This is a genomic window from Bradyrhizobium sp. BRP22 (genome assembly GCF_020194175.1).
GTDB lineage: Bacteria > Pseudomonadota > Alphaproteobacteria > Rhizobiales > Xanthobacteraceae > Bradyrhizobium.
The window spans coordinates 371,519-397,726 of the sequence record NZ_JADYVX010000002.1 but is presented as its reverse complement, the minus strand read 5'-3'; the positions used below and the strand labels follow the sequence as shown (position 1 = coordinate 397,726).

Here is a 26,208-nt window from a genome sequence, read left to right as displayed (position 1 = left end):
TCAGGTCGTGACGATCGCGACCGCCTGTCCTTCGGCGATCACCTCATCGACGCTGACGAGGATCGACTTGACCGTGCCCGCGGCGGTCGACGTTACCGGAATCTCCATCTTCATCGCTTCGACCAGCGCAACCTCGTCGCCGTCGGCGATGCTCGCACCGGTCGCCACTGGTATTGCGCATACACGGCCGGCCACTTCGGTGATGATCTTGATATCTGGCATTCCACGCTCCCCATCCGTTTCGCGAAACGCATGGCGCTCTGCGAACGGCTTTTGTTGTGGCCGCACATTGCCTGAGGTAGCTTGTTCTGCAAGTGGAATTTTATTCCGTGTGGCGGAATGGAGCCTATAAAATATGGGAAGGCGCTCGGAACGGCTTAGCCGTCAGGGAATGCTCGTCAGCGATCTCGCAGGCGAGGGCGACGTGATCCAGGTCGTGTCGCGCGCGTTTGATGTCCTGCGATGTTTCGAAGGACACGAAGCGCGGCTCGGCAATCTCGAAATATCCAATCGTTGCGGTCTGCCGCGATCGACAGTGTCGCGGCTTACGCACACGCTGACGCGCATGGGCCAGCTCGTCTATCTGCCGCGCGACCAGAAATATCGGATAGGTCCGAGCGCGGTGGCGATGAGCACTGCGATGATGAAGGGCCTGCAGCTCCGCAACCTGATCCGGCAGCGTCTGCAGGACGTCGCCGAGCAATTGCCGGGCACCGTCGGCTTCGTCATCCCCGATCGCTTCCAGCTCGTCTATCTCGAATATGCGCGCTCGGCGAACGCCCTCGGCCTGCATGAGGTCACCGGCAGCCGGATCTCGATGGCGACCACCGCCGCGGGCCATGCCTATACGGCCGCGCTCGAGACCGAGGTCGGCGATGCCCTGATCGCGGAGATGGAGCGCGAGATTCCCGAAGGCGCGAAGCTGCTCAAGCCGCGCATCGAAGGCAATCGCCGCCTCTTGCGCGAGCACGGCTATGTCGTCGCCTGCGGCCTTTGGAGCCCGCACATCAATGGCGTCGCGGTGCCGCTGTGGTCGCCGCAATATCAGACCTATGTCGTGACCACGATCGGCCTGTTGTCGGCCATGTATGACGAGAAGCGGCTGCACAGGGAAGTGGGGCCGCCGATGGTGCAGCTCGGCGCCACGCTCGGCAGCCTGCTGGAAGGCGCCGATGCCAGCATCTTCAACAACCGGCTCGAGAGAAAATCCGTTCCGGCGGCCGTGAACAATAACAATAAGATCATACAGACGGAGGAAAGGAATGAACTGGAAGCCGGAACTCGACGAGCTCGCCCGGCGCGAAGCGTTCGCGCGCGAGATGGGAGGCGTTGAGAAGGTCAAACGACAGCGGGATCAAGGCCGGCTTACTGTTCGCGAGCGTATCGACAAGATTGTCGATCAGAACTCCTTCCACGAGATCGGCGCCATTTCCGGCATTGCCGAATATGACGAGAACAATGAGCTCAAGCAGCTGACGCCGGCGAACTGCGTGTTCGGCCGCGCCAAGGTGGACGGCCGCACGGTCGTCGTGGTCGGCGACGATTTCACCGTGCGCGGCGGCTCGGCCGATGCGTCGATCTCCGCCAAGCCGTTGATGGCGGAAGAGATGGCGCATGATTTCCGGCTGCCGATCATCCGCATGATCGAAGGCTCGGGCGGCGGCGGCTCGGTGAAGACGATCGAAACCAAGGGCGCAGCCAACCTGCCGGGCGGCGTCGGCGGCACGCGGTGGTACTGGTACACGACGGCAAACCTCGCGCGCGTGCCGGTCGTGGGTCTCGGGCTTGGCTCGGTCGCAGGCCTCGGCGCGGCGCGTCTGGCGGCCACGCATTACTCGGTGATGACCAAGAGCTCCGCGATGTTCGTCGCGGGCCCGCCGGTGGTGAAGCGGCTCGGGCAGGATCTGACCAAGCAGGAGCTTGGCGGCGCCGACATCCAGACCCGCGCCGGCGCGATCGATCAGGCGGTCGAGACCGAGGAGGAAGCATTCGCCTATGCGCGGCGCTTCCTCTCCTATCTGCCGCAATCGGTGTTCGAACTGCCGCCGACCATTCCCTGCACCGACGATCCTGAACGGGCCGAGGAATCGCTGATGAAGGCGGTGCCGCGCAGCCGGCGGCAGGTCTACAAGATGCGCCCGATCATCGACGCGGTGGTCGACAAGGGCTCGTTCTTCGAGATGAGCGCCAATTTCGGCAAGCCGATCATTGTCGGCCTTGCGCGGCTGGAGGGCAGGGCGGTGCTGCTGCTGGCCAGCGATCCCTTCCATTATGGCGGGTCGTGGACGGCGGAGGCCTGCCAGAAGGTGGTCCGCTGGGTCGACTTTGCCGAGACCTTCCATCTGCCGGTGGTTTACCTGATGGACTGCCCCGGCTTCATGATCGGGCTCGAGGCGGAGAAGAGTGCGACCATCCGCCATGGCGTGCGCGCGATGGCGGCGGTCAACCAGAGCACCGTGCCGTGGTGCACGATCATCGTGCGCAACGCCTTTGGCGTCGCCGGCGTGGTGCACCAGCCGGCCAACCGCTTCTCGATGCGCTACGCCTGGCCGTCGGCCTATTGGGGCTCGCTGCCGCTGGAGGGCGGCATCGAAGCCGCTTACCGCGCCGACATCGAGGCGGCGCCCGATCCGGCTTTGAAGCTGAAGGAGATCGAGGACCGCCTCAACAAGCTGCGGTCGCCGTTCCGTTCGGCCGAAAAATTCTGGGTCGAGGAGGTGATCGACCCCCGCAGGACCCGCTCGCTGCTCTGCGAGTTCGCGCGTCTCGCGGAGCCGATCCGCAACGTTGGCCCGCCAGGCAGCATGTCGACAAGGCCGTAGTTGCCGCTTTGTTTGACACCACTGTCGTCCCGGCCTTGAGCCGGGACCCATAACCACAGGAAGGCGTTGTGGCGCGAGCAAGCGGTTGCAGCGGAGCAGTCAACAACAGCCTGTGGTTATGGGTCCCGGGTCAAGCCCGGGACGACGGAGGGAGAGAGCGCGCGGAAGCCCCTCAACCGTCATTGCGAGGAGCGAAGCGACGAAGCAATCCACCTCTCCACAAGCAGAGGCACGGATTGCTTCCGCCTACGCTCGTTGAGCTACGGCGGACAAGTCGCTCCGCTCGCAATGACACCCAGAATTACACCTCGCTCTCGCGATGCACGTCGTGGACCACGATGCCCATGCCGTTTTCGGGCATCTTGATCCAGTCACGCCGCTGCAGCGTGCGCTTGGTGTCCTCGTGGCCGCTCATCCAGTGCTCGCGCATCGAGGTGCCCGAGAATTCGTGATCCTTGGCGTGGCCTTCATAGGCCTTCTGCTGATAGATCAGTTGCAGGATCGCGATGCTCGGCAGGGCGCTGTTGGAATCGCGCAAGTGGCGTTCTTCCTCCGACAATTGCTCGTCCGGAATCTTGGACAGCGCCTTGTAGAGGCGGGCGCGGAGATTGTGGGTCTTGCGATACATGTCGGTGTTGTAGCGCGTGCGCGAGGAATACATGATGTCCTTGTGGCGGGCCATCACGTCATGGATGTCGCGGGGCAGCACGCCGCGGGCCGAGAACAGATCGACCTGGAACACCAGCGAATTCAGGCTGTCGGCCTGGTCGAGCAGATGCTGCAGCGGCGTGTTGGAGACGATGCCGCCATCCCAGAAATGGTCGGTGCCGACCTTCACCATCGGCAGCGCCGGCGGCAATGCGCCGCTCGCCATGATGTGCTCGGGAATGATTTCGTCATGCGCGTTGTCGAAATAGATGAAATTGCCCGACAGCACGTTCACCGCGCCGACCGCGAAGCGCATCTTCTTGGAGTTGATGCGGTCGAAATCGACGAGCTCCAGCAGCGACTCGCGCAGCGGCGCGGTGTCGTAATAGCTGGTGGCGGTTCGGGCGCCGGCGGGGCTGAGCCATGGGCTGGTGTTGTGGGGCGAGAAGAAGCCCGGCTGACCCAGCACCGTCGTCATGAACGAACTGGTGAAGTTGCGCGCCTTGCGGAAGATGTCGCCATCAGGCGTATAGTGCCAGATCTTGCGGCCCGTGATGCGGTCCCAGAACGTGTGCAATCGCTCCAGCCGCAGCTCCGGCGGATTGCCGGCGATGATCGCCGAGTTGATTGCGCCGATCGAGACGCCGCAGATCCAGTCCGGCTCGATATTCGCCTCGTGCAGCGCCTGGTAGACGCCGGCCTGGTAGGCGCCGAGCGCACCGCCGCCTTGCAGCACCAGCGCGACACGCTCGCAGCGCTCCGGCCGCCAGCCGCGACCGGGTATTGTTTGTTGTTGGTCGAGATGTGGGCTGCGCGCATCCATGTCCTTACACTCCCTGCGCGCCAACGATTCCGTGTGCCCGTGACGCGCTGATGACAGCTACGCCGGGTCATGCCGCTGACGGAAATCCCTCATATCAGTGTCAATGTCCGCCGCTAGCGTTTGGGCCACCAATTGCAAACAGGGGGATTTGCGATGCGCAGGGAAGAACTCCTGAAGCTTCCGTCGATGCCGGCCGCGGGTCCGAGCTATCCCGCAGGACCTTACCGCTTCGTCAATCGCGAATTTCTGGTCATTACCTACGAGACCGATCCCGAACTGATCCGTGCCGGGCTGCCCGAGCCGCTCGAGCCGATCGATCAGCCGATCGTGCACTACGAATGGATCAAGATGCCTGATAGTTCCGGCTTCGGCAGCTACACCGAGTCCGGTCTGGTGATCCCGGCGCGCTTGCACGGCGAAGAGGTCAATTTTGTTTCGCAGATGTACCTCGACGATGATCCGCCGATTGCGGCGGGCCGGGAGATCTGGGGCTTTCCGAAGAAATACGCCCATCCCAAGCTCGAGATCGTCAAGGACACGCTGACCGGCACGCTGGAATATGCCGGCCAGCTCGTCGCCATGGGCACCATGGGCTACAAGCATGAGAGCATGGCGGGCAATGGCGAGATCACTCGCGCGACGCTGTCGAAGACGCAGATCAATCTGAAGATGATCCCGGGTGTCGACGGCCGTCTCGAAGTCTGCCAGCTCGTCGCGATCAATCTGACCGATATCAACGTCAAGGGCTCATGGATCGGCCCCGGCCGGCTGCATCTGGTGCCGCATGTCAATGCGCCGGTTGCGGATTTCCCGGTGCGACGGGTCGTCGGCGCACATCATTTCCTGGCCGATCTGACGCTGCCGTTCGGCCGCGTCGTGCACGACTACAACAAGGAAGCCGAGCAGGTTGTCGCGACCGGTCTCGCGGCGGAGTAAGTCGCGACATCAAACTGTAACAGAAGCGTAATTCAATCGTCGCGTGTTGGCGTGCGGGGAAAGGACCTTGCATCGATTGCGCTGCCTTGCGCAGGGGTTTGCTATGTCTGGCGTCTGGCGTTGAGCTTGGGTCCGGTCATGTCGGCTGAACCAGTCAAGATTATCAGCGTGCCTGCAGATACCGTGCCCATTATTCCGGGTCTGGTATGGGCATTCCGTCTGCATAGCGACGGAAGTGCTGCATCGCTGCCGATCGATGCGCCGATCGAGTTTGGCCATGATGGCAGGCTCTGGCTGCATTTCAATCTGGCGGATGGTCGCACGCGGCAATGGATTGCCGGCGTGCCGCTTCCATCGCTCGCGCGCGATCTGCTGCTGTCGCATGACAATTTCCAGCAGCTCCACACCATCGATCACTGCGTCTACGGCGTGTTTTCCGATCTCGTACGCGAGATCGATTCCCCGACGGAGGAGACCGGCTTCCTTCGCTTCGCGATGACCGAACACCTGTTGATCAGTGGCCGCCACCAGGCGCTATGCGCGGTGGATGCCGCGCGCCGCGTGCTCGAGGGCGGCCATCGGGTCGAGACCGTCGCCGCGCTGCTCGAGAAGATCGTCGACGGAGTCGCCGACACCCTGGATCGGATGGCCGACAAGATCGGCATCGACATCGACAATATCGAGGAGAAGGTCCTGACCGGCGAGACCAGGTCCGAGATTCGTTCCGAGCTGAGCCGGCTGCGACGGATCTGCGTGCGGCTGCACCGGCAACTCACCGGATTGCGCGTCCTGTTTCACCGGCTGGAGCAGAAGAACCCGGACCATCTCAGTCCGGCGCTGCGCCTGCATGCCGCAAAGCTTGCGCAGCGGCTCGACGGTCTCGATCACGCCATCGTCGAGCTTCGCGAACGCAGCCGCCTGCTCGAGGAAGAGTTGCGCTTTCGCCTGGAGGAGGAGAGCAATCGGCATCTGCACGCGCTGTCGGTCGTGACCATGCTGCTGCTGCCGCCGACGCTGGTCACCGGCATTTTCGGCATGAACACCAAGGGACTGCCGTTCACGGACGCCGACGGCGGCTTCCTCTGGGCCGCCGTGCTGATGATCGCCGCCTCCGGCATTGCCTACCTGATCATGCGTCGCCTGGGCATCGTGAAGTAGCGGGCTGTGGTCTCATTGCATGTATGGAGTGCTTACCCGCGCGGTCACGGTTTTCGCGGCGATCACCGCTCTTGCCCTCGCGCCTGCGGCGCACGCGGCCGATCGGCCTGACGCCAGCATTGACCTGCGCGACAGGCTCGCCGACGCCGGCTACCAGTTTAGCCTGACCTATATCGGCGAGGGGCTTGCCAACGTGACCGGCGGCATGCGCACGGGCGCGATCTATACCGGCCGGCTTGACCTCGGCACCACGATCGATCTGGAAAAGGTGATCGGCTGGACCGGCGCCACCTTCCACGCCAACATGTTCCAGATCCATGGCGACGGCCTGTCGCGCAGCTATGTCGGCAATCTGATGCTGGTCTCCGGCATCGAGGCGTTGCCCGCGACGCGGCTCTATGAGCTCTGGATCGAGCAGGAACTGCTCGGCGGCAAGCTCGCTGTCCGCGTCGGCCAGCAGGCCTCCGACATCGAATTCATCGACAGCAAGTACGACGACATCTTCGTCAACTCGGCTCTGGGCTGGCCCGGCATCACCGGCATCAACCTGCCGGCCGGCGGGCCATCGCCGCCGCTTGCCGTTCCCGGCATCCGCGTCAAGGCGCGGCTCTCGGACAAGATCACCGCCTATCTTGCGCTGTTCGATGGCACCGCGGCGCCTCCGGACGCGGACGATGCGCAGATCGCCAATCCGCACGGGCTGCTGTTTCGCGTCAACGATCCGCCCTGGTGGATCGGCCAGCTCAAATACAGATTCGAGATCGGCGAGAGCCGGTTGCCGGCAACCATCACAGGCGGCGGCTGGTATCACATGATGTCGTTTGCGGATCAGCGCTTCTCGGCCGACGGCCTGTCGCTCGCCGATCCCGACAGCTCCGGCGAAGCCCTATGGCGGCGGCGGAATCAGGGATTGTTCATGGTCTACGAGCAATTGCTCGCGCGCGCCGCGCCTGGTTCGGACAAGGGCGTCGCCTTCTTCATGCGAGCCTCGGTGAGCCCGTCCGATCGCAACCTGGTCAGCGCCTATGTCGATGGTGGCTTCCTGTTCACCGGATTCAGCGACGCCCATCCGAACGACAGGTTCGGCGTCGCTGCAACCTACGCCCGGATATCCGACCGCGCCCGCGCTCTCGACCGTGACATCCAGCTCTTCACCGGCACGCCGTACCCGGTCCGCGACTACGAGGCGATCTTTGAGGTCACCTATCAGCACGAGGTCAGGCCCGGCTTCCTGCTGCAACCGGTGTTTCAATATATCGCCCATCCCGGCGGCGGCGCGGTCGATCCCTACGATCCCACGCAGACACGTCGCATCAAGGATGGTGTGATGGTCGGCGTGCGCACGACGATTACGTATTAAGCTGCCGCGACGACCGCTTTCGGCGCCGGCCGCTTGATCGCCAGCGCGATCGACGCCGCTATGAGGCAGAGTACGCCAGCGATGAAGAAGGCGGGCAGATAGCTTGCGTACACTGTGCGCGACAGGCCGGCACCGAAGGCGGCCGCCCCGGCGCCGAGTTGATGTCCGGCAAAGATCCAGCCGAAGACGAGATTGGCGCGCTCGGCGCCAAAACGCTGCGCGGTCAGGCGCACGGTTGGCGGCACGGTCGCGATCCAGTCCAGCCCGTAGAACATCGCAAACAGCGACAGGCCGTAGAACGAGAAGTCGGTGAATGGCAGGAATATCAGCGACAGCCCGCGCAGGCCGTAATACCAGAACAGCAGCCAGCGGTTGTCATAGCGGTCCGAGAGCCAGCCCGAGATGATGGTGCCGAAGAAATCGAAAATGCCCATCGCGGCGAGCAGGCTCGCGGCCTGCACCTGCGGGATGCCGAAGTCGAGGCACATCGGGATCAGATGCACCTGCACCAGGCCGTTGGTCGAGGCGCCGCAGATGAAGAAGGTCGCGAACAGGATCCAGAACACCGGGGACTTCGAAGCGTCGCGCAGCGTGCCAAGCGCCGCCGCCATGATCGGTGCGTTGCTCGGCGCCGGTGCGGGGAGCGGCTCGGTCCCTTTATCGCCGAACGGACGCAGTCCGACATCGCTTGGGCGATCGCGCACGACAAGCAGCACCAGGAAGGCGGATGCACCGAGCGCGACGCAGACCAGCGACAGCGCGATCCGCCAGCCGAAGCGTTCGGTGAGGCTCGCGAGCAGCGGCAGGAACACCAATTGCCCGGTCGCGACGCTCGCGGTCATGATGCCGATGACGAGGCCGCGCTGCGCCACGAACCAGCGGGTCGCGATCGTCGCGCCCAGCACCAGCGCCGTCATGCCGGTGCCGATCCCGATGACCACGCCCCACAGCAGCACCAATTGCCAGACCTGCGTCATCGCCAGCGAGGCGAGCAGGCCGGAGACCACGATGAGCTGCGCCGCCAAGGTCACATTGCGCAGGCCGTAGCGGTTCATCAGTGCCGCGGCGAACGGCGCCATCAATCCGAACAGGATGAAGCGGATCGAGAGCGCCGAGGAAATCTCCGCGGTGCTCCAGCCGAACTCCTGCTGCAGCGGCACGATGAAGACGCCGGGTGCGCCGACGGTGCCGGCGGCGATCAGCGCCGTGAGGAAGGTGACGCCGACCATCACCCAGCCGTAGTGAATCTTGCGGCGGCCGAGCGCGGCCGCCAGCCAGTTCGAGATCATGCAGCCTCAGAAATTTTGTCTGGAAGTCTTGTTAATTGGCTGCCACGTCTAGCACCAGGGAACCATGACATAAATGCTGTAGTTCCCTCATTTTAGGACGTGGACACTTCGCGCGAAAACGCTCTGTCTAATGTGCAACGCGCTCCACTGCGATCGCGGTGGCTTCGCCGCCGCCGATGCAGAGCGCTGCGACGCCGCGCTTCAGGTTCTGTGCTTCCAGCGCATGCAGCAGCGTCACGATCAGCCGCGCGCCGGTAGCGCCGATGGGATGGCCGAGCGCGCAGGCGCCGCCATTGATGTTGAGTTTGTCGCGCGGAATTGCGAGGTCGCGCTGCGCGGCCATTGCCACCACTGCGAAGGCTTCGTTGATCTCGAACAGATCGACGTCGCCGACGCTCCAGCCGACCTTGTCGAGCAGCTTGCGGATCGCCGGAATCGGCGCCGTGGTGAACCATTGCGGCTCCTGGCTGTGGGTGGCGTGGCCCTTGATCTCGGCGAGCACCGGCAGCCCGTCGCGGTCGGCGAGCGAACGCTTCGCCAGGATCAGCGCCGCGGCGCCGTCGGCATTGGCGGAGGAGGCAGCCGGTGTGATGGTGCCGTTGGCGCGGAATGCCGGCTTCAATCCGGGTATCTTGGCGGGATCGACCTTGAGCGGATGCTCGTCATTGGCGATCACGCGCGGACCGGCTTTTTCCGCGACCGTGATCGGCACGATCTCGGCCTTGAACGCGCCGCCTTCGACCGCCTTGCGCGCCCGCGTCAGCGTCTCCATGGCGTAGGTGTCCTGGTCTTTGCGGGTGAACTGATAGGCTTCCGCCGTCGCCTCGCCGAAATCGCCCATCGAGCGTCCGGTCTCGTAGGCGTCCTCGAGTCCATCCATCATCATGTGGTCGATGATGCGGTCATGGCCGGCGCGATAGCCGCCGCGCGCCTTGGCAAGCAGATAGGGCGCGTTGCTCATGCTCTCCATGCCCCCGGACACCACGATCTCGGCCGAGCCGGCCTTGATGATGTCGTGGCCGAGCATGGTCGCCTTCATGCCGGAACCGCAGACCTTGTTGACGGTGGTGGCTCCCGTCGCATCGGGCAGCTTGGCGCCGCGGGCGGCCTGGCGGGCCGGCGCCTGGCCCTGGCCGGCCGGCAGCACGTTGCCCATGAATACTTCGTCGACACGTTCTGGCGCGAGCTTGGCCCGCTCCAGCGCCGCGCCGATCACATGGGAACCGAGCTTGTGGGCGCTGAACGGCGTCAATTCGCCCATGAAACGGCCGAGCGGCGTGCGGGCGGCGGAAAGGATGACGACGGGATCGGAGGCATTGGCCATGGCGGGCTCCCTGGTATCGGAGGATTCTTGGTCACATGACGTTGATCATATGATGCGCCGCAAAAATTGCAACGCCCCGGCCGCATGACAAATTATCGTGCGAAGGATGAGCCGGCGCTTATCCCACCGCCGTCATCATCCGCGAAGGCGGATGATCCAGTAACCACCGAACTTCGGTTTGCGGTTACTGGATGCCCCGCCTTCGCGGGACATGACAGGATCGTTTGCGGCTAGCGCTTCCGCTCCAGAAAGCCCTGCATCAGCCGTTGCGGCTCTCCGGTCAGGAACGATTTTCCGAACACGCCGACACTCAGGTTGACCGACTCCGTCAGCGGCAGTTCTTCCCATTGCCGCAGCAGATCCTTCTGGATGCGCAACGCTTCGGGGCCGCATTCGAGCAGCGCCGCCACCGTGTGCTCGACTTCGGCATCGAGTTCGCCTTGTTTGGCGACCTTGTCGACGAGGCCCCACGCGAGCGCGGTCGGCGCGTCGATGTTCTCGGCCGTCATCACCAGCCAGCGCGCGCGGCTCCAATTGATCAGCCGCGGCAACAGCGCGGCATGGATCACCGAGGGGATGCCGACGCGCACCTCGGGCATGCCGAACTTGGCATCATGCGCCGCGATCCGGAAATCGCAGGCTGCAGCTACTTCCAATCCGCCGCCCAGGCACCAGCCCGGCATTCGCGCGATGACCGGTGCCGGGAACCGGCGCACCGCCTCGCAGAGGTCGCGCAGCCGCGTGATGAAGGCTTCCGCCGATTTCTGCTCGAGCTTCGCCATCTCCTTGATGTCGGCGCCGCCGATCATGCTCTTCTCGCTCTGGCCTGCCAGGATCACCGCGCGGATGTTGCGGTCGCCGGCAAGCTTCTCGAAGCCGTCCCGGACGCCATCGGTGACCGCCGAGCTCAGGATGTTCAGCGAGCCGGCATTGCAGATGGTGAGGCGGACCACGCCGCGGGAATCGCGGTCGACGCCGCAATGGGGATTGAGCATTTCCATGGGATCATCTCGGGCAGGGAACATCCGGCCACTTCCCGGACAATGGCGGCGCTTGTCAAGCCGCCGCGCGACCGGTGTTGCGATGCAGCAGTGCGTGCGATAGAATGATGGTTATCATTTAAAAGGAGCTGCCATGACCTTCGTTGACACCGTCGATCTGTTCTCGCCTGCATCCCGCCGCGAGCGGGTGGTGGATTGGCAGGCGCCTGGACCGACTGCGAAGGTCGCTGCCGCGATGTCGGGCATGGAAGCGATGTGCGGAATCCGCGACGGGATCCTGCCGCCACCGCCATTCGCCAAGCTGATCGGTTTACAAATGGCGGTCGTCGAGCCCGGCCGGATCGTGATGGAACTTGATCCCGACGAGAGCCTCGAGAACACCATCGGTCTCCTGCACGGCGCGACCGCCGCGGCGTTGCTCGATACCGCGATGGGTTGCTCGATTACGACCATGTTGCCGGCCGGCCAGACTTCGGTCACGCTCGACCTCAAGCTCACATTTCTGCGACCGCTCTCGGTGCGTTCAGGCACGATCACGGCGGAAGGCAGGGTGATCAAGCTTGGCCGCCAGACCAGCTACACCGAAGGTTTCGTCCGCGACGGTGCCGGCAAGCTTGCGGTGCACGCAACCGCGACCTTTTCCATGATCGGGGGCGCGAGCCCGAAATAGATGCAGCTTTTTTCGTGGGCGGATGTTATTATATGACTGGAAACATCCAATGAGATACCCATGCGTTATTCGAAAGAACACAAGGCGGAGACCCACGAGCGGATCGTGAAACAGGCCTCGGTCAGGCTGCGTGAGCGCGGCGCCCACGGCATCGGCGTCGCCGACCTGATGAAGGAGGTCGGACTGACCCATGGCGGCTTCTACGCCCATTTCGATTCCCGCGAGGCGCTGGTGATCGAGGCGTTCAACTACGCCATGGACCGCGGCAACGAGCGCTGGCGCAAGATCGCCGAAGACACGCCGCCGGAGAAACGGCTGGCGGCTCTCGTCGATTCCTATCTGACGACGACGCACCGCGACGATCCCGGCCGCGGCTGCGCGGTTCCCTCGCTCGGCGCCGAGATCGCCCGCGAAAGCCCGAAGACCCGCAAGGCCTTCGCCGCCAAGCTGGAGCGGATGATCGACATGATCGCCGGTCAGATTCTGGACGTGCCGCCCAGGACCGCACGCAAGCAGGCGATGGCGACGCTCGCGACCATGATGGGAACCGTCGTGATGGCCCGCATCGCCGGCAATGGCGAATTCTCCGACGAGATCCTCGCCGCCGGCCGCGACGCCGTATTGTCTCGCGCCGCTGCGAAGCCGGCGGTGAAGAAGGCGCGCCCCAAAGCGCACTGATTTGCAGGGTGGGCCAAGCGAAGCGTGTCCATCTTTCTTGCATCGAATGTGGATGGTGGGCACGCTGCGCTCGCAATGACGGTGGACAAATTCAGCATCCGCTGAACAGCGCGCGCTCGTCCTCCACCGTCTCGTAGATATAATCCGCCACCGCGCGGATGCGGGCGAGGTTCTTGCTGTCGGCGTGCATCAGAAGCCAGAAGGTGCGTGATATCCGCACGTCCTCCGGCAGCACGGCAGACAGTTCCGGATGTGCCGTCGCCATGAAATGCGGCAGCACGGCAATGCCGTAGCCCGCGATCGTCGCGTTGAGCTGCGCGATCAGATTGGCGCTGCGGAGTTTGGCGGAGATCCTGGGCGAGACTTGCGGCAGATAGTCGAGCTCGGGCGTGAACAGCAGTTCCTCGATGTAGCCGACGAAGCGATGCTTCGGCAGGTCGCTTCGTGCGGTGATTTTCGGCGCGCGGTCGAGATAGGAGGGCGCCGCGTAAAGCCCGAGGTTGTAGTCGAGCAGCTTGCGGCCGACGATGCGGCCTTCCTTCGGCATCGACAGGCTGATCGCGATATCGGCCTCGCGCTTCGACAGGCTGAACAGCCGCGCGGTCGCCACGAGTTGCAGGTCGACATCGGGGTACCGGTCGGTGAATTTCACCAGCCGCGAGGCGAGGAAGTGGCTGCCGAAACCATCGGGCGCGCCGATCCGCACCGTGCCGGTCAGATGCGCGCGCGAGCCGCCGACCGCCTCCTGGTTGGCGACGATGGTCGATTCCATCGCCTCCGCGCTGTCGGCGACGCGCTGGCCGGCTTCGGTGAGGAGATAGCCGGTCTTGCGGCGGTCGAACAGCTTCGCCGAAAGGTGATGCTCCAGCCGGTCGACACGGCGGATGACCGTGGCATGATCGACGCCGAGTTGTTTTGCCGCAGCCGAGACCGATCCGCCGCGCACGATGGCGAGCACGAAGCGAAAATCGTCCCAGTCGATCGCGCCGCCTTGATCCAGCATTTCCGCACATCTATGGTGCAATTTATCCGACTTGAATCCCATAAAATGCGGGTCAAAAGGGTTTGTAAAGCGATCTAGAGCGTTTTCGAGCGAAGTGGATTCCGGTTCGCGTGAAGAAAACGCGTCGAAACTAAAGGTGTGGATCGGCGTTCGGCCGGGACGAAGGGAGGTTTTCATGCGCTCAATCGGACATTTCATCGGCGGCAAGGAGGTCAAGGGCACCTCGGGCCGGACGGCCGACGTCTTCGAGCCGATGACCGGCGATGTGCAGGCCAAGGTGGCGCTGGCCTCGAAGGCCGAACTGCGCGCCGCGGTCGAGAATGCCAAGGCCGCTCAGCCGGAATGGGCCGCGACCAATCCGCAGCGCCGCGCCCGCGTGATGATGAAGTTCCTGGAACTGGTGCAGCGCGACTACGACAAGCTTGCCGAACTCTTGGCGCGCGAGCACGGCAAGACTGTTCCCGACGCCAAGGGCGACATCCAGCGCGGGCTGGAAGTGGTCGAGTTCGCCTGCGGTATCCCGCATCTGATGAAGGGTGAATATACCGAAGGTGCCGGCCCCGGCATCGACATCTATTCGCTGCGCCAGCCGCTCGGCGTGGTCGCCGGCATCACGCCGTTCAATTTCCCCGCGATGATCCCGATGTGGAAGTTCGCGCCTGCGATCGCCTGCGGCAACGCGTTCATCCTGAAGCCCTCCGAGCGCGATCCCGGCGTCCCGATGCGGCTGGCGGAACTGATGATCGAAGCCGGCCTGCCGCCGGGCATCCTCAACGTCGTCAACGGTGACAAGGAAGCGGTCGACGCCATCCTCGACGATCCCGACATCAAGGCCATCGGCTTCGTCGGCTCCTCGCCGATCGCGCAATACATCTATGAGCGCGCGGCCGCGACCGGCAAGCGCTGCCAGTGCTTCGGCGGCGCCAAGAACCACGCCATCGTGATGCCCGACGCCGACATGGATCAGGCGGTCGACGCGCTGATCGGCGCCGGCTACGGCTCCGCCGGCGAGCGCTGCATGGCTGTCTCGGTCGCCGTTCCGGTCGGCAAGACGACCGCCGATCGTCTCATGGAAAAGCTGATCCCGCGCGTGGAGAGCCTGAAGGTCGGCACCTCGATCGATCCCTCCGCCGATTACGGCCCACTGGTGACGCGCGAGGCGGTCGAGAAGGTGAAAGGCTATATCGACATCGGCATCAAGGAAGGCGCGACGCTTGCGGTCGACGGCCGCGGCTTCAAGATGCAGGGCTACGAGAACGGCTTCTATCTCGGCGGCTCGCTGTTCGACAACGTCACCAAGGACATGCGGATCTACAAGGAAGAGATCTTCGGCCCGGTGCTGTCGGTGGTGCGCGCGCATGATTACAACGAAGCGTTGGCGCTGCCGTCCGATCACGACTACGGCAACGGCGTCGCCATCTTCACCCGCGACGGCGATGCGGCGCGCGACTTCGCCGCCAAGGTGAATGTCGGCATGGTCGGCATCAACGTGCCGATCCCGGTGCCGATCGCCTATTACACCTTCGGCGGCTGGAAGAAGTCGGGCTTCGGCGATCTCAACCAGCATGGCCCGGATTCGATCCGCTTCTACACCAAGACCAAGACGGTGACCTCGCGCTGGCCGTCCGGCGTCAAGGAGGGCGCGGAGTTCTCGATCCCGACGATGAAGTGACCTCGTCAGAGGCGGGCGCGATGCAGTTCGCTCTCAACGAGGACCAGATCGCCGTCAGGGACATGGCGCGGGCGTTTGCGGCGGAGAAGATCGCGCCGCATGCGCTGCGCTGGGACGAGGAGAAGTATTTTCCCGTCGAGGTGATGCGCGAGGCGGCAGCCCTTGGCATCGGCGGCATCTATATCAGGGACGACGTCGGCGGCTCCGCGATGACGCGGTTCGACGCGGCGCTGATCTTCGAGGCGCTCGCGACCGGCTGTCCGACCGTGTCGGCCTACATCTCCATCCACAACATGGCGTCCTGGATGATCGATGCCTTCGGCACTGATGCCCAGCGCCAGAAATGGCTGCCGAAGCTCTGCACCATGGAGCTGCTCGCGAGCTATTGCCTGACCGAGCCGGGTTCGGGCTCCGATGCGGCGGCGCTGCGCACGCGCGCGGTACGTGACGGCGATCATTACGTGCTGAACGGGCAGAAGCAGTTCATCTCGGGCGCCGGCGGTGGTGACCTTTATGTCGTGATGGTCAGGACCGGCGACGACGGTCCCGGCGGCATCTCGACACTCGTGATTCCCGCCGACACGCCCGGCCTTTCGCTCGGCGCCAATGAGCGCAAGATGGGCTGGAACGCGCAGCCGACCCGCGCGGTGATCTTCGAGAACGCCCGCGTGCCGGTCGAGAACCGGCTCGGCGAGGAGGGCATCGGCTTCAAGATCGCGATGGCTGGGCTCGATGGTGGCCGGCTCAACATTGCAGCCTGCTCGCTCGGCGGCGCGCAGAGCGCGCTCGACAAGGCGCTGGCCTACATGAAGGACCGCAAGGCATTCGGGAAGCGGCTCGACGAATTCCAGGCGCTGCAATTCCGTGTCGCCGACATGGCGACCGAACTCGAGGCCGCGCGCACCTTCCTGTGGCGCGCTGCTGCCGCGCTCGATCGCAAGGATCCCGAGGCGACCAAGCTCTGCGCGATGGCAAAACGCTTTGGCACCGATGTCGGCTTCGACGTCGCCAACCAGGCGCTGCAACTGCACGGCGGTTACGGTTACCTCAGCGAATACGGCGTCGAGAAGATCGTGCGCGACTTGCGCGTGCACCAGATCCTGGAAGGCACCAACGAGATCATGCGGCTGATCGTGGCGCGGAAGATGATCGAGGGAGCGCGATGAACGCTGCTGTACAGGGTGAGGGCGACCTGATCGTTCGCCGCGAAGGCGCGGCGGGCGTCATCCGGCTCAATCGTCCCAAGGCGATCAACGCCATGACGCTGGAGATGTCCGAGGGTATCGACGCGGCGCTGGACCGGTTCGAAGCCGATCCTGCCGTTGCTGTCGTGCTGCTGGAAGGCGCCGGCGAGCGCGGCCTGTGTGCCGGCGGCGACATTCGCGGACTCTATGAGAGCTCCAAGGTCGGAGGCGATCTCGGCAAGCGGTTCTGGCGCCAGGAATATGTCATGGACGCGCGGATCGCGAAATATCCGAAGCCCTATGTCGCGTTCATCGATGGGCTGGTGATGGGCGGCGGCGTCGGCCTGTCCGGCCACAGCTCGCACCGTGTCGTCACCGAGCGCACCAAGCTGGCAATGCCGGAAGTCGGCCTCGGCTTTTTTCCCGATGTCGGCGGCACCTGGCTGTTGTCGCGTTCACCGGGCGAACTCGGTGCCTATTTTGGCCTGACCGGGCAGACCATGAACGGGCCCGACGCGATCTATGCGAAATTTGCCGACGTCGTGGTGCCGTCGTCGAAACTGCCTGAACTGCGCGAGGCGCTGACGAAACTCGGCGCCGGCGTGACACATGCCGAGGTCAGGAAGCTGATCGCAAGCTTTGCGACCGGCGAGACGTCGGGTCCTGTTGCGGCGCTGCAGCCCAAGATCGATGCCTGGTTCGCGCATGATCGCATGGAAGACATTATCGCATCGCTGCAGCGCGACGGCTCCGAATTCGCGCTGTCGACGCTGAAGGTGCTGAATGAGAAATCGCCGCGCGGCATGGTGGTGACGCTGAAGCTGCTGCGGCTGGCGCGCGCTGCATCCTCGCTCGAGGAATGTCTGGTGCGGGAATATCGCGCCGCGCTCGCCGTGTTCGCCAGCGACGATTTCCGCGAGGGCGTGCGTGCCGCCGTGATCGACAAGGACCGCAATCCAAAGTGGTCGCCGCCGCGCGTCGAGGACGTGACGGCGGAAATGCTCGCGCCATATTTCGCCGAGATCGGCGCCGATGAGCTGACATTCGATAAATAGAAGACAGGACGGGGAGGACATCGAGATGGCAACGATCGCATTCATTGGTCTCGGCAACATGGGCGGCCCGATGGCCGCCAACTTGGTGAAGGCCGGCCACAAGGTGACCGCCTTCGACCTGGTCGCGGCGTTGCGCAATCAGGCCCAGAGCGACGGCGCTGCGATCGCGGAAAGCAGCGTTGCCGCGGTGAAGGGCGCCGAGATCGTCATCACCATGCTGCCGGCCGGCAAGCACGTGCTCTCGGTGTGGAACGAGGTCCTGCCTGCGGTGGCCGAGGATGCGCTCATCATCGACAGCTCGACCATCGATGTTGAAAGCGCGAGAGAGGCGCATGCGCTGGCGGCCAAGCATGGCGTGTTGTCGGTGGATGCGCCCGTCTCCGGCGGCACCGGCGGCGCCAAGGCCGCGACGCTCACCTTCATGTGCGGCGGCGAGGAGGCGGCATTCGCCGCGGCCAAGCCCGTGCTGGAAAACATGGGCAAGAAGATCGTGCATTGCGGCGTCGGCGGCGCGGGCCAGGCGGCCAAGATCTGCAACAACATGATCCTGGGTATTTCGATGATCGGCGTCGGCGAGGCCTTCGTGCTCGCTGAGAAGCTCGGGCTCTCGCATCAGGCGCTGTTCGACGTCGCCTCGACCTCGTCAGGCCAGTGCTGGTCGCTGACGACCTATTGCCCGGTGCCAGGCCCGGTTCCGACCTCGCCCGCCAATAACGGTTACAAGCCCGGCTTTGCCGCGAATCTGATGGTGAAGGATCTGACGCTGGCGCAGGATGCTGCCAACACCGCCGGCGCGGTGACGCCGCTCGGCAAGCACGCGCAGGAGATCTACCAGGCGTTCGATGCGGCTGGTCACGGCGGGGTCGACTTTTCCGGAATTATCCAGCACGTTAGGGCGCTCGCCGGAAAATAACGGTCGCTATCCTCTAGCGACCACAAGGGCGCGGAGGGAACGACCTGATGACCACCTTTCAGGAAGCGCGCGCGTTTCTGCTTCAGCACCGCACGGATTACGAGACCGCTGTAACGGGATTCCGCTGGCCCGATCCGGTGCCCTTCAACTGGGCGCTGGACTGGTTCGACGCGGAGCTTGCGCAAAGCCCTGACAGTCGCGACCGCGTGGCGCTGTGGATTGTCGATGCCGGCAGCGACCGCGAGACGAAGCTGTCGTTCGCCGCGCTGTCGCGTCGTTCGAACCAGGTCGCGAATTTCCTGCGCGCGCAAGGCTTGAGGCGCGGCGATCATCTCTTGCTTCTGCTCGGCAACGTCGTGCCGCTCTGGGAGACCATGCTAGCGGCGATGAAACTCGGCGTCATCGTGATTCCCGCGACCACGCTGCTGACGGCTGACGAATTGCGCGACCGCCTCGAGCGCGGCAAGGCGAGGGCGGTGATCGCAACGCAGGACCAGGTCGGAAAGTTTGTCGATCTCGGCAGCGAAAAGCTCGTGCGCATCGTGGTCGGCGCGGCCTCACAGCAGGACGGCTGGCTGCCGTTCGAGCAGGCGGCGGATGCGCCGGAGGTCTTCACGCCGGACGGACCGACCAAGGCCGACGACCCGATGCTGCTCTATTTCACCTCGGGCACCACGGCGAAGCCGAAGCTGGTGCGGCACAGCCAGCGCAGTTATCCGGTCGGCCACCTCTCGACCATGTACTGGATCGGCCTGCAGCCGGGCGACGTGCATCTCAACATCTCCTCGCCCGGTTGGGCCAAGCATGCCTGGAGCTGCTTCTTCGCACCCTGGAATGCCGGCGCCACCGTGTTCGTGGTCAACCAGCCGCGGTTCGACGCCAAGGCGCTGCTCGCCACCATCGGCCGCTGCGGCGTCACCACGCTGTGCGCGCCGCCGACAGTGTGGCGCCTCTTCATCCAGGAGAAGCTTTCGGCCTTCAAGGTATCGCTGCGCGAAGTCTGTGGCGCCGGCGAGCCGCTCAACCCCGAGGTGATCGACCAGGTCCGCGCGGCCTGGGGCCTGACCATCCGCGACGGCTATGGCCAGACCGAGACCGCGGCGCTTGCCGGCAACTCGCCGGGCCAGACGGTCAAGATCGGCTCGATGGGCCGGCCGCTGCCCGGCTATCGCGTGGAGATCACCGATCTCGACGGCAATCCGACCCGAGAGGGCGAGGTCACATTGGTCCTCGGCGCCGACAGGCCCGCCGGCCTGATGCAGGGCTATCAGGGCGATGATGGCAAGCTCTCCGGCGCCGATGGCGCGATCTATCGCAGCGGCGACGTCGTGTTCCGCGACGAGGAGGGCTATCTGACCTTCGTCGGCCGCACCGACGACGTCTTCAAGTCATCCGATTACCGCATCAGCCCGTTCGAGCTGGAGAGCGTGCTGCTCGAGCATGAGGCGGTTGCGGAGGCCGCCGTGGTGCCGAGCCCCGATCCGATCCGGCTCGCGATCCCGAAAGCCTATGTGCTGCTGGCCCCGGGCGTCGAGCGTACGCCGGAAACGGCGCTGTCGATCTTCCGGCATCTGCATACCCGTCTGGCGCCATTCAAGCGCATCCGCAAGATCGAGCTCGTCACCGAGCTGCCGAAGACGATCTCGGGAAAGATCCGCCGGGTGCAGTTGCGCCGGCTCGAACATGAGGATAATCGCGAGGACGCGTTGCGCGGTGTGGAATTCCGTGAAGAAGAATTCCCGGAACTGCAGAAGGTGCGCGCGACCGGATCGGAGAATTAATCAATGAACGAAGTCTGGAAGAGGCCGCCGGTGTCGCTGGAAACCTATCAGGGCATGGTCGGCAAGGAGATCGGCGTGTCCGCCTGGCACCTGATCGATCAGCGGCGGATCGACACCTATGCCGACGTGATCGAGGATCACCAATTCATCCATGTCGATCCCGAGCGCGCCAAGGAAACCCCGTTCGGCACCACCATCGCGCACGGTTTCCTGACGATGTCGCTGCTCAGCATCATGTCCTATCAGGTGATGCCCGTGATCGAGGGCACCACGATGGGCGTCAATTACGGCTTCGACAAGCTGCGCTTCATCTCGCCGGTGCGCTCCGGCAAGCGCGTCCGCGGCCGCTTCGTGCTTGCCGAGGCCAAGCTGCGCAAGCCGACCGAGCTGGCGTCACGCACCAATGTCACTGTCGAGATCGAGGGTGAGGAGAAGCCGGCGCTGGTCGCCGACTGGCTCGGCCTGATCTACTTCGCCTGACGCTCCCGCGCTCGTCATGGCCGGGCTTGACCCGGCAATCCATCACTGCTCAAAACGCTCTGATTTTTATGGATGCCTGGTCAAGCCCGGGCGTGACAAACTGGGAACACACTTCATGGCAATCAGATTTGACGGACGCGTCGCCATCGTCACCGGCGCGGGCAATGGTCTGGGGCGGGCGCACGCGCTGGGGCTCGCGAGCCGCGGCGCCAAGGTCGTGGTCAACGATTTCGGCGGCGCGCGCGACGGTACCGGCGCGTCGCTGTCGCCGGCGGAGACCGTGGTCGAGGAGATCCGGAAAGCCGGCGGCACCGCGATTGCTGACGGCGCCGACGTCTCGAACTTCGAGCAGGTCACGGCGATGGTCGAGCGCGCCACCAAGGAGTGGGGCAGCGTCGATCTGCTCTGCGCCAATGCCGGCATCCTGCGCGACAAGTCGTTCGGCAAGCTCGAAGTCGCCGATTTCCAGAAGGTGCTGGACGTCCATCTCGTCGGCACCTTCTATTGCTGCAAGGCGGTGTGGGCCGGCATGCGCGACCGCAATTACGGCCGCATCGTGCTGACGACCTCGTCCTCCGGACTCTACGGCAATTTCGGCCAGGCCAATTACGGGGCGGCCAAGGCCGGCATGGTCGGGCTGATGAACGTGCTCGCCGAGGAAGGCCGCAAGAACGACATCCGCGTCAACACGATCTCGCCGACGGCCGCCACCCGCATGACCGAGGAGCTGCTGCCGCCGCAGGCGCTCGCGCTGATGAAGCCGGAATCCATCACGCCGGCGGTAGAGTACATGCTGAGCGAGGACGCGCCGACCCGCACCATCATGGGCGCCGGCGCCGGCTCGTTCGCGGTGATCAGGATCCTGGAGACCGAAGGCATCAACCTGCCGTCGTCGGAATGGACGCCCGACGCCATCGCCGCGCATTTCGCTGAGATCAGCGACATGTCGAAGGCCAAGGCGCTGCAGGGCGCGTTCGAGCAGACGCAGAAATATGTCACCCAGGCGGCGGCAAGAGCGGGGATCAAGCTCTAAATCCCGTCGTTCCGGGGCGTCGCGAAAGCGACGAACCCGGAACCTCGAGATTCCGGGTTCGCTCGCTGACGCGAGCGCCCCGGAATGACGAGATGTTCTAAAGTCGCACCATGCCTTCAAGCGAACCCAGCATCGCCGTCATCGGTGCCGGCCCCGCCGGCCTGATGGCGGCCGAGGTGCTGGCGCAGGCCGGCGCGCAGGTCACCGTCTACGACGCGATGCCGTCGGCCGGCCGCAAATTCCTGATGGCCGGCCGCGGCGGCCTCAATCTCACGCACAGCGAGCCGCTGCCGAAATTCCTCGCCCGCTATCGCGAGGCGATGCCGCACCTTGCGGCGGCCATCGAAGCGTTCCCGCCGCAAGCGTTGCGCGACTGGAGCGAGGCGCTGGGCCAGCCGACCTTCATCGGCTCCAGCGGCCGTGTCTTCCCGAAAGCGTTCAAGGCCTCGCCGCTGCTGCGCGCCTGGCTGCGTCGGCTCGATGGCGCCGGCGTGCGGCTGCTGCTGCGGCATCGCTGGACCGGGTGGGACGATGATGGCCGCCTGCTGTTTCAAACCCCGGAACGACAACGCGCTGTCGAAGCCCGCGCAACCATCCTGGCGCTCGGCGGCGCAAGCTGGCCGCGGCTCGGATCCGACGGGTCATGGGTGGATGTACTCGCGGCGAGAGGCGTGAGGATAGCGCCGCTGCAGCCGGCCAATTCCGGCCTCACCGTCGCCTGGTCGGATATCTTCCGCGACCGCTTCGAGGGCCAGCCGCTCAAGGGCGTCGCGCTGAGCGTCGGCGGGCAGACGGTGCGCGGCGAGGCGATCGTTACCCGCACCGGCATCGAGGGCGGCGCCATCTATGCGCTGTCGGCCGATCTGCGCGAGGCGATTCTCCGCGACGGCGAGGTAACCCTCCATGTCGCATTGCGGCCCGACCTCGGGATCGATGAACTCACCACGAAGTTATCAGCGCCGAAAGGCAAGCAATCATTCTCGAACTTCCTGCGCAAAGCCCTGAACCTCGCGCCAATCACTATCGCGCTGTTGCAGGAGGTCGCAAAAGCTTCGGGGACGTCTCTGCCGTCGCAGCCTCCCGCCGATCTCGCCCGCCTCATCAATGCGGTGCCGTTGTGTCTCACCGGCATCGCGCCGCTCACCCGCGCAATCTCCACCGCCGGAGGCATCGCGTTCGACGAACTCGACGCCAACTTCATGCTCCGTCGCTTGCCCGGCGTCTTCGCCGCCGGCGAGATGCTCGACTGGGAAGCGCCAACCGGTGGTTATTTATTGCAGGCGTCGTTTGCGACCGGTGTGGCGGCGGGGAAGGGCGCGCTGAAGTGGCTTAATGCGTAGGATGGGTAGAGCGCAGCGAAACCCATCAATTTCAGTCCGGACGCCGCCGATGGGTTTGGCTGCGCTCCATCCATCTTACGAGCCGAGTTTAGCGAAGAACGACACAGAAAAGCAATCGGCGGCAAAGCCGCTAGTTCACTTAGGCTGAGCCTTGCTGCGCGCCTTCTTCATAGTCGGAAATCAGTCTCCCCAACAACTCGCGCTCTTCAGGGGTCTTTTCAGTCGGATCGTCCAGTACGTTGCGGGCGAGATAATACTCGGTTTCGCTTTTTATCCGGCCTCGCTTCATGATCTTTGCGTAGCTCTTCGAATATCGTCTCCGCAATTCAGAGAGAGTGACAATGTCGCGGCTTCGAAGCTCGAGGTCGAATTTCTCTACCTCCGCAGGAGCAAAATGTAACGACATTTCCACGCAATCATTGATTGCTTGGCGGAGTCCTGTGAAGGCCAACTTCATGCTTTTCTTCTCTAACGCTTCACAGACGGCCATGGGCCGTTTGTCCAGCGGCAAATCCTCAACGGCCGGCATATATCGCTCAATATAAAATGAAAGAAAATCTTTCAGCTTCGCATAATCCAATTCAGATTCGCCTTGCATCCCAACCATCCGCTACCGCCTGCGAGCGCTAGGTGCCACCTGTGGTCAACTATGGTCCGGTGAAAACCGATTCTACCCTGAGGTCGTTTAGTTTCTTGTGTTCGTCCAATTTGATTCTTATCCATGCGTCTTTCTGGATCATAAATCTACCGCCCCAAATGAAACGTATCATCGCATACACTTCATTGGTTCTCTCGACATAGCTATGTTCGACATTATTTTCCGTGAAATATCTGTCTATTTCAGAAAGTGGTGTTCCGAGGGGCAGATCGCGTGTCACCCTTTCGTTGATTTGCGCGAGAGTGAGCCAGTTGTTGAGCCTTTCCGCGTGCAAAAATAGAGCAAGCCCCCAAATGGTAGATATGAAAAATATCAATACAACTGCAGCAACTATTGGTTGCCTGACTGCGGCGAGCAGTCTCTTCATAAGTATATCTTCCGGATGATTGCTGAACGAGCGATCTTTTGAAAAACTACCGAGGATTGTATATCTTTTTCGTTCCGCTTAAACAACACCGTCGCTTCAGGAAGGCGCCGACCGGTGGGTTGTTTATTGCAGGCCTCGTTTGCGAGCGGCGCGGCCGCGGAGAAGGGCGCCTTGAAGTGGGCTAGAGCGCAGCGAAACCCATCAATTCAACCTGGCGATGATCATCCCAACCCGCGAGCCTAGGCGAGTGGCAATGCACCAAATAGGGTAGTTGATTGCTGGATGTGGCATTGGGGGAACAACCCCAAACCACTGCGTCCGGGGCCTCCAAACCATGAGGCAGGTTTTCCTCCGGCCGCGGTGAAACCGGTGAAGTCTCAGTGGGTACCGAACTCAGGTCGAATCTGAACCAGTAGTCGAGCAACCTGTTCACTCTTCTCGGCTAACAACCGCCCGTGATCGGTTAATCCCATATGCTCGGTGGCAGCAGTGTAGAGATAGCCCGCGATCTCGCTAGCGGTTGCGCCTTCGTCCATTAGCATGACGTAGGCCTATCTGCGTAGGCATCGTATTCGTCCGTGGCCCTTGGCATGCCGTAGACCCCGATGGGGTCCCAGTCCCGAAGCAAGATCTCACGGACACGAGCACGGTTCTCTCGCGACTGATACTTGTTTCGTCCGTGAGCCATTGCCTTGCCAGCTTGAGCCTAATGTGGCTTTCGGTTCGCTTGATGCGTCGTGGATGTTGGCCTAGCCTTCCTGGAATAGCCAAACTCCCTCTTTTTCCCCATTTTCGAGTATTGCATACACTTCATACAAATCTGACGACGTCGGCACATCCACGGCGAAAGCAACCGAACTCCTATGCTCAATTCAATCTGGCCGCTTTCATACGAACAGCCAGCCTTCTCTAGCATCTTCCAATACTCACCTCGTCGCTTCTCGGTAGGGTCGACCAGAAGCATGTACGTTGAGTGACCGCCGCGATCAACGACGCATTCGAAATCAAACTGCATTGGATCTTCGCTTGGCGATGCCTTGACGACATCGCGATAGCTGATTCCTCTTGTGAAGCTGGGAATGTTCCTGAGTTCAAAAAGGCCTTCCTCTCTATTGATTTTTGCGGCCCACAGCTTTTCACCTGCGTGTCCATGCCAATCTTCAGCGTCCAATTTGAACCTGACTTTGACCAGTTGGTCGCTCATGCAAACTAGGTCCTCCGTTCTTGAACCGACTATTGCTGTTCGGAGTCCGTAGGATGCGCTATTGCAAGCGTCGCGAGCCAGTCGCGGTAAAATTCCTCCTGTAGGGCAACTGAGGCGGGAATCACATCCGGGCCTTCAGCAAATAACTCGACGAGGTTCTTTGGGGGCTGACCGCTGGTGAGTTTACAGGCCTTACCCTGGCCCAGATTGCTCGCCATCGGCACAGGATAGACGTTCAAGCTCGCGCTATAGCAGAATGGAATGAGGCCATCTTTTGCAAGCAGAACGCGAACGTCGCAGAGGGCTTGGAAGAAGTCGGTTGCCGTGCTTTCAACGGTCTTATCTCGGTATTCGCAACGGAGCCGGCAGTGGTCGCCCTCGTCGAGCAGCGTGAAGACAGCAGTCTCGTCGTCATTCCCGCCGATCAAGTACACCCTATGTTGCTCTTCCATATCACATCCTTAAAATTGATTTCGCCGTTAGATTGCAATAAGATCTAGATACTGAAGTTTGATTGCAGTGCCAAGTCACCTTGCTCACCCCGGGTTGCAGGCAGGGCAGTCCGGTATCTGCGTGTTCGCAGCGTCCCTCCGCTGATCTTCGTTACGTGGCTCTTGAAAAGCTAGCCTGCACCAGTTGCGCTTAGCCTCGCGGCTGCAGCGAAAGTCTGTTTTTTTGCGCAGCGCGGCAAAAGTTTGGGCTGCCATCAAGTCGACGGTTGTGCTCTCCTTGCCTGCGGGACCTCTTGCTGATCATTTTCGGCCCCAGCCCCATCGGCTCAAGCGGGAGCGCCGCCCCCGACGTTGATC

At 63.2% G+C, this 26,208-nt stretch carries 25 protein-coding genes; 15 read left to right on the top strand and 10 right to left on the bottom strand.

Annotation, left to right across the window (positions count from 1 at the left end):
* Entirely contained in the window at nt 1-222 is a 222-nt protein-coding gene (locus tag I6F35_RS04360) for an acetyl-CoA carboxylase biotin carboxyl carrier protein subunit (RefSeq protein WP_225116406.1), read from the bottom strand.
* Nucleotides 223-355: 133 nt separating this feature from the next.
* Here I6F35_RS04360 and I6F35_RS04355 point away from each other — a divergent pair, with 133 nt between their 5' ends.
* Nucleotides 356-1,333, top strand: coding sequence for a helix-turn-helix domain-containing protein (locus I6F35_RS04355; RefSeq protein WP_225116405.1), 978 nt, complete (start codon nt 356-358; stop codon nt 1,331-1,333).
* Entirely contained in the window at nt 1,263-2,822 is a 1,560-nt protein-coding gene (locus tag I6F35_RS04350; protein ID WP_225116404.1) for a carboxyl transferase domain-containing protein, read from the top strand. The genes I6F35_RS04355 and I6F35_RS04350 overlap by 71 nt, the downstream gene beginning before the upstream one ends.
* Before the next feature lie 301 nt (nt 2,823-3,123).
* Here the strand turns inward: I6F35_RS04350 and I6F35_RS04345 are convergent, their stop codons facing one another.
* On the bottom strand, nt 3,124-4,293 hold the full coding sequence (locus tag I6F35_RS04345) for a patatin-like phospholipase family protein (protein WP_225116403.1): 1,170 nt from the start codon (nt 4,291-4,293) through the stop codon (nt 3,124-3,126).
* A gap of 153 nt (nt 4,294-4,446) precedes the next feature.
* Between I6F35_RS04345 and I6F35_RS04340 the strand changes: the two genes are divergently transcribed.
* The 3 genes from I6F35_RS04340 to I6F35_RS04330 all read left to right on the top strand — a co-directional run bounded on the left by I6F35_RS04340 (nt 4,447) and on the right by I6F35_RS04330 (nt 7,747).
* Nucleotides 4,447-5,229 carry an acetoacetate decarboxylase gene (locus I6F35_RS04340; protein WP_225116402.1) on the top strand — a complete coding sequence of 261 codons (783 nt, stop codon included), beginning with the start codon at nt 4,447-4,449 and terminating at the stop codon, nt 5,227-5,229.
* Between the two features lie 138 nt (nt 5,230-5,367).
* On the top strand, nt 5,368-6,387 hold the full coding sequence (locus I6F35_RS04335; protein WP_225116401.1) for a transporter: 1,020 nt from the start codon (nt 5,368-5,370) through the stop codon (nt 6,385-6,387).
* Between the two features lie 19 nt (nt 6,388-6,406).
* On the top strand, nt 6,407-7,747 hold the full coding sequence (locus I6F35_RS04330; RefSeq protein WP_225116400.1) for a carbohydrate porin: 1,341 nt from the start codon (nt 6,407-6,409) through the stop codon (nt 7,745-7,747).
* Here the strand turns inward: I6F35_RS04330 and I6F35_RS04325 are convergent.
* The 3 genes from I6F35_RS04325 to I6F35_RS04315 form a co-directional block, all read right to left on the bottom strand.
* Nucleotides 7,744-9,036, bottom strand: coding sequence for an MFS transporter (locus I6F35_RS04325; protein WP_225116399.1), 1,293 nt, complete (start codon nt 9,034-9,036; stop codon nt 7,744-7,746). The two genes, I6F35_RS04330 and I6F35_RS04325, sit on opposite strands and share 4 nt — an antisense overlap.
* Nucleotides 9,037-9,163: 127 nt before the next feature.
* The gene (locus I6F35_RS04320) at nt 9,164-10,360 is read right to left on the bottom strand and encodes an acetyl-CoA C-acyltransferase (RefSeq protein ID WP_225116398.1); all 1,197 of its coding nucleotides are present in this window, start codon (nt 10,358-10,360) and stop codon (nt 9,164-9,166) included.
* A gap of 230 nt (nt 10,361-10,590) precedes the next feature.
* Entirely contained in the window at nt 10,591-11,361 is a 771-nt protein-coding gene (locus I6F35_RS04315; RefSeq protein ID WP_225116397.1) for an enoyl-CoA hydratase, read from the bottom strand.
* Nucleotides 11,362-11,494: 133 nt separating this feature from the next.
* Here I6F35_RS04315 and I6F35_RS04310 point away from each other — a divergent pair, with 133 nt between their 5' ends.
* Both I6F35_RS04310 and I6F35_RS04305 read left to right on the top strand, forming a co-directional pair.
* Complete coding sequence (locus tag I6F35_RS04310; RefSeq protein ID WP_225116396.1) at nt 11,495-12,031, top strand: PaaI family thioesterase; 537 nt, start codon at nt 11,495-11,497, stop codon at nt 12,029-12,031.
* A gap of 60 nt (nt 12,032-12,091) precedes the next feature.
* A complete protein-coding gene (locus I6F35_RS04305) occupies nt 12,092-12,709 on the top strand; it encodes a TetR/AcrR family transcriptional regulator (RefSeq protein WP_225116395.1) in 618 nt (205 codons plus the stop codon).
* Nucleotides 12,710-12,800: 91 nt separating this feature from the next.
* Here I6F35_RS04305 and I6F35_RS04300 read toward each other — a convergent pair whose 3' ends face one another.
* Nucleotides 12,801-13,712, bottom strand: a complete 912-nt coding sequence (locus tag I6F35_RS04300) for a LysR family transcriptional regulator (protein WP_225116394.1) — start codon at nt 13,710-13,712, stop codon at nt 12,801-12,803.
* 175 nt (nt 13,713-13,887) lie between these two features.
* On the opposite strand from I6F35_RS04300, the gene I6F35_RS04295 reads away from it, so the two are divergent.
* The 8 genes from I6F35_RS04295 to I6F35_RS04260 all read left to right on the top strand — a co-directional run bounded on the left by I6F35_RS04295 (nt 13,888) and on the right by I6F35_RS04260 (nt 23,170).
* Nucleotides 13,888-15,384: a CoA-acylating methylmalonate-semialdehyde dehydrogenase gene (locus I6F35_RS04295; protein WP_225116393.1), complete on the top strand. Its 1,497-nt coding sequence runs from the start codon at nt 13,888-13,890 to the stop codon at nt 15,382-15,384.
* 20 nt (nt 15,385-15,404) lie between these two features.
* Nucleotides 15,405-16,550, top strand: a complete 1,146-nt coding sequence (locus I6F35_RS04290; RefSeq protein WP_225116392.1) for an isobutyryl-CoA dehydrogenase — start codon at nt 15,405-15,407, stop codon at nt 16,548-16,550.
* Complete coding sequence (locus tag I6F35_RS04285; protein ID WP_225116391.1) at nt 16,547-17,623, top strand: enoyl-CoA hydratase/isomerase family protein; 1,077 nt, start codon at nt 16,547-16,549, stop codon at nt 17,621-17,623. Before I6F35_RS04290 ends, I6F35_RS04285 begins: the two co-directional genes overlap by 4 nt.
* A 25-nt stretch (nt 17,624-17,648) precedes the next feature.
* Nucleotides 17,649-18,536 carry a 3-hydroxyisobutyrate dehydrogenase gene (gene mmsB, locus I6F35_RS04280; protein WP_225116390.1) on the top strand — a complete coding sequence of 296 codons (888 nt, stop codon included), beginning with the start codon at nt 17,649-17,651 and terminating at the stop codon, nt 18,534-18,536.
* A gap of 47 nt (nt 18,537-18,583) precedes the next feature.
* The gene (locus tag I6F35_RS04275; RefSeq protein ID WP_225116389.1) at nt 18,584-20,317 is read left to right on the top strand and encodes an AMP-binding protein; all 1,734 of its coding nucleotides are present in this window, start codon (nt 18,584-18,586) and stop codon (nt 20,315-20,317) included.
* Nucleotides 20,318-20,320: 3 nt separating this feature from the next.
* Entirely contained in the window at nt 20,321-20,797 is a 477-nt protein-coding gene (locus I6F35_RS04270; protein ID WP_225116388.1) for a MaoC family dehydratase, read from the top strand.
* Between the two features lie 115 nt (nt 20,798-20,912).
* On the top strand, nt 20,913-21,830 hold the full coding sequence (locus tag I6F35_RS04265; RefSeq protein WP_225116387.1) for an SDR family NAD(P)-dependent oxidoreductase: 918 nt from the start codon (nt 20,913-20,915) through the stop codon (nt 21,828-21,830).
* Nucleotides 21,831-21,940: 110 nt separating this feature from the next.
* A complete protein-coding gene (locus I6F35_RS04260) occupies nt 21,941-23,170 on the top strand; it encodes a TIGR03862 family flavoprotein (protein ID WP_225116386.1) in 1,230 nt (409 codons plus the stop codon).
* A gap of 139 nt (nt 23,171-23,309) precedes the next feature.
* Here the strand turns inward: I6F35_RS04260 and I6F35_RS04255 are convergent, their stop codons facing one another.
* The 4 genes from I6F35_RS04255 to I6F35_RS04240 form a co-directional block, all read right to left on the bottom strand.
* The gene (locus I6F35_RS04255) at nt 23,310-23,768 is read right to left on the bottom strand and encodes a hypothetical protein (protein WP_225116385.1); all 459 of its coding nucleotides are present in this window, start codon (nt 23,766-23,768) and stop codon (nt 23,310-23,312) included.
* 49 nt (nt 23,769-23,817) lie between these two features.
* Nucleotides 23,818-24,195 (bottom strand): hypothetical protein, encoded by a 378-nt coding sequence (locus I6F35_RS04250; protein WP_225116384.1) that lies wholly within the window; start codon nt 24,193-24,195, stop codon nt 23,818-23,820.
* Nucleotides 24,196-24,901: 706 nt separating this feature from the next.
* The gene (locus I6F35_RS04245) at nt 24,902-25,399 is read right to left on the bottom strand and encodes a DUF4265 domain-containing protein (RefSeq protein ID WP_225116383.1); all 498 of its coding nucleotides are present in this window, start codon (nt 25,397-25,399) and stop codon (nt 24,902-24,904) included.
* 29 nt (nt 25,400-25,428) lie between these two features.
* Nucleotides 25,429-25,851 (bottom strand): hypothetical protein, encoded by a 423-nt coding sequence (locus tag I6F35_RS04240; RefSeq protein WP_225116382.1) that lies wholly within the window; start codon nt 25,849-25,851, stop codon nt 25,429-25,431.
* Nucleotides 25,852-26,208: the final 357 nt, after the last annotated feature.